Source organism: Quisquiliibacterium sp. (assembly GCF_982640115.1).
This window is the reverse complement of record NZ_CEXFHW010000288.1, coordinates 1-3,022: the sequence shown is the minus strand read 5'-3', so window position 1 is coordinate 3,022 and position 3,022 is coordinate 1. Positions and strand designations below refer to the sequence as shown.

The following is a 3,022-nucleotide window of genomic DNA, read 5'->3' as shown; positions in this document are numbered from 1 at the left end:
TGGTCGCCTGCAGCAGGTGATTGCCGGCGAAATGTTCGAGGAAGATGTCATGCAGTGGCTGCAGCTTGCCTGAGCCATCCCGTCCGAGCTGACGCCGCGGAGAACCTGATGCCCCTGTCCCCCTTCCGCTTGCTGATCCCCGGCCTGTTCGTCCTTGCAGGCACCTGTGCCGCGCAGGGTCAGGTGCCGGACATCTTCCGGGGTGCCGATCTGCCGCTTGGCGAGAAGCTCCTGCGCGAGCACCAGTGCGGTGCCTGCCATGTCCGAACGGTGGGCGGTGACGGGTCGGCCATCTACCGGCCTGCCGGAAGGATCAACACCCCCGGCGCGCTGCGCGGCATGGTCGACATGTGCAGCACCGAGCTCAAGCTCGGCCTGTTTCCGGAGGAAAGCACGGCGGTGGCCGCCGTGCTCAATCGCGATCACTACCGGTTCGGTCTCGGTCCGCGTGCCGGCGCGAAGCGTTGAGGGTGATGCCGATGGACCCCCTGTCCGCACCCATGCCTGCCGCCGATGCGGTGGACTCCGAGGCCGTCTTCCGTTCGGCTGCCGAGCTCTTCGGCCTGCTCGCCACGCCCATCCGGCTGCGGATCATCAGTGCGCTCTGCCAGGGCGAGAAGAATGTCTCGCAGCTGCTCGGCGAGATCGACACCACCCAGCCCAACATGAGCCAGCATCTCGGTACGCTCTATCGGGCAGGTGTGCTGGACCGGCGGCGCGATGCCACGCAGATCTTCTACCGTATCCGCAACCAGAGCGCCGCCGAGATCTGTCGCTCGGTGTGCCTCCAGTACGCAACCGACACCGCCAGCGACACACGCCCCGGAGAGTCTCCATGATCGCCGCGCTGCTGCCGCTTCTGGTCGTTCTCACGGGCCTGATGCCTCCACCGCAGGCCAGGGCGGCGGCTGGCGAAGCCTTCGAGATCCGTCAGCTGCGCTGCGAGGCCGCAACCTGTTCGACTGCCGAGGGCATCATGGCGGGGCTGACCACCATCGAGATTCAGGGCTCGCTGCGAGCCTACCGCGAGCAGGGCCTGCGTCTGGTGGTCGAGCGCGAGGGCGCGGGTGCGCCCGTCTTCGAGCGCCGGGTGGGCGTCTTTGCCAACGGCGAGTTCCGCGCCTCGTTGCCCGCGCATCTCTGGCCAGATGGCAGTTACCGTTTTCAGGTGCTCAATGCCAGCCCCGATGGCACGCCGGTGGCGAGCGGACGGTTCACACGAACCACGGCGGCCAGGTCACCGGCGGCGCGGGCCGGGGCGCTCGCCTCGGCCGACCTGGTGGGCGAATGGCGCGGCATCAATGGCACCGCGGGCGTGCTGCTCATCTCGGCCGACGGCAGCTACCGTTTCAACGGTGAGGCGGCCCGTTACCGCATCGAGGGCGATGAAGTGATCTTCGGCGGTCCGCTCGCGCCCTGGAACGATGGGCGCGCCCGGGTGCGCAGCGGCGTGATCGAGTTCTACTGGAAGAACCGGGAAGGCTTCCAGAACTGGTTCACGTTCGGCCGGGTGCGCTGACGCCTGGCAGCGGCGCCGCCAGTTCATCCAGGCTGCGGCCCTGCTGTTGGAGCCATGCCTGCAGCAGCGGCAGCAGCGGCCCGAGCCGCTCGTCGATGGCCTCGCGCACGGTATCCACGAACACCTGGGTCGAGCGTTCGATCTCGATGTTGACGGCATCGCCCTCGCGTTTCTCGCCGAAGGTGGTCATGCGCAGCGTCTCGGGAATCAGCCAGACCTCGAACCAGCCCGCGCCCCCCGGTTCGCGACCGGTCTCGGCAACGGTGAGGCTGGCGCCATTGACGGCGATGTAGCCCTTGGCGAACACATAGCGCATCCAGGGCGCGGGCACCGAAAAACGCAGCACGCAGTTGTTCTCTGGCCGACGGATCTGGCCGATGCGGGCCATGAAGTCGATGTGGCCTGAGAGGGGATGGCCGCCGATCTCGGCGCCATCGCGCGCGGCCCGCTCGGCGTTGACCAGGCTGCCTTCGCGCAGGCCGGCCAGGGTGGTGAGCCCCAGGCTCTGCTGCATGACATCGAAGCGCGCCGCGTCGCCCGGCAGCACCTCGGTGACGGTCAGGCAGGTGCCGTCGATGGCGACGCTCGCGCCCACGGCGAGTTCATGGGCGAAACCGCCCGGGAACTGGAGCAGGAAGCTGCGCAGGCCGGGGCGGTCGGTAAGCTGCGCGACGCGGGCAAGGCCCTGGACGATACCGGTGAACATGGCTGAGATCCGCGAAGGCGGCCCAGGGGAAACGGGGCCATCGTGGCGAGCTTAACAGGATGGCCTCGGGCATGATGCATGGGCTCGATGCTTCAGCCCGGGCGGGTTCCGACCATGCGCAGGGCGCCGCGCCGGGATCGCTCCATGCGCGATTGGCCGCCACGCGCTTGGGCTAAACTCCGGCCTTTGCCGGGCGGTCTGTCGACCCGGCGCCGTCAGCCAGGAGACCCCACGATGTTCCCCTCCGCCTCGTTGCCGGTGCGCGCCCGCGCGCTGGCCTGCCTGCTCGCCGCGGCCCTCGCTCTCGTTGCCGCGCCCATGGCTCAGGCCGCCGACAAGATCAAGGTCGGTCTTGTCAGCACCCTCTCGGGGCCCTCGGCCGGCCTGGGCGTGGACATCCGCGACGGGTTCATGCTTGCGCTCAAGCTTTCGGGCGGCAAGCTCGGCGGCCTGCCCGCCGAGGTGCTGATCGGTGACGACCAGTTCAAGCCCGATGTCGCCCGTCAGCTCTTCGAGAAGAACATCAAGCGCGACAAGGTCGACTTCATGACCGGGGTGGTGTTCTCCAACATCATGCTGGCCGCGGTACCCGAGGCCTTCAGCAGCCGCACCTTCTACATCAGCCCGAACGCCGCGCCCTCGCCGCTGGCCGGCAAGGATTGCAACCCCTGGTTCTTCGCGGTGTCCTGGCCCAACGACGCCTACCACGAGGCGGCCGGCCAGCACGCCACGCGCAAGGGCTACAAGAACGCCTACCTGCTGGCACCCAACTACCAGGCGGGCAAGGATTCGCTGGC

Annotated in this window: 5 protein-coding genes; 4 read left to right on the top strand and 1 reads right to left on the bottom strand. The window is 68.4% G+C overall.

The features are described 5' to 3' along the window. The first annotated feature begins 108 nt into the window (after positions 1-108). From AC2H6A_RS19030 to AC2H6A_RS19020, 3 genes are read left to right on the top strand one after another with little or no spacing between them, the layout of a single operon-like run. Positions 109-468, top strand: coding sequence for a hypothetical protein (locus AC2H6A_RS19030; protein WP_484275289.1), 360 nt, complete (start codon positions 109-111; stop codon positions 466-468). A gap of 5 nt (positions 469-473) precedes the next feature. Beyond that, entirely contained in the window at positions 474-839 is a 366-nt protein-coding gene (locus tag AC2H6A_RS19025; protein WP_484275288.1) for an ArsR/SmtB family transcription factor, read from the top strand. Continuing rightward, positions 836-1,519, top strand: coding sequence for a hypothetical protein (locus tag AC2H6A_RS19020; protein ID WP_484275287.1), 684 nt, complete (start codon positions 836-838; stop codon positions 1,517-1,519). The genes AC2H6A_RS19025 and AC2H6A_RS19020 overlap by 4 nt, the downstream gene beginning before the upstream one ends. On the opposite strand, the gene AC2H6A_RS19015 is transcribed toward AC2H6A_RS19020, so the two are convergent. Then, on the bottom strand, positions 1,497-2,225 hold the full coding sequence (locus tag AC2H6A_RS19015) for a riboflavin synthase subunit alpha (RefSeq protein WP_484275286.1): 729 nt from the start codon (positions 2,223-2,225) through the stop codon (positions 1,497-1,499). The genes AC2H6A_RS19020 and AC2H6A_RS19015 overlap by 23 nt on opposite strands. Positions 2,226-2,459: 234 nt before the next feature. Between AC2H6A_RS19015 and AC2H6A_RS19010 the strand changes: the two genes are divergently transcribed. Beyond that, a partial coding sequence (locus AC2H6A_RS19010; protein ID WP_484275285.1) for an ABC transporter substrate-binding protein occupies positions 2,460-3,022 on the top strand: 563 nt, incomplete at its 3' end.

Excerpts from the sequence above, each read along its gene's own strand:
- AC2H6A_RS19020 (WP_484275287.1), top strand. The coding sequence starts at position 836 with ATGATCGCCGCGCTGCTGCCGCTTCTGGTCGTTCTCACGGGCCTGATG.
- AC2H6A_RS19025 (WP_484275288.1), top strand. The coding sequence starts at position 474 with ATGCCGATGGACCCCCTGTCCGCACCCATGCCTGCCGCCGATGCGGTG.
- AC2H6A_RS19015 (WP_484275286.1), bottom strand. The coding sequence starts at position 2,225 with ATGTTCACCGGTATCGTCCAGGGCCTTGCCCGCGTCGCGCAGCTTACC.
- AC2H6A_RS19030 (WP_484275289.1), top strand. The coding sequence starts at position 109 with ATGCCCCTGTCCCCCTTCCGCTTGCTGATCCCCGGCCTGTTCGTCCTT.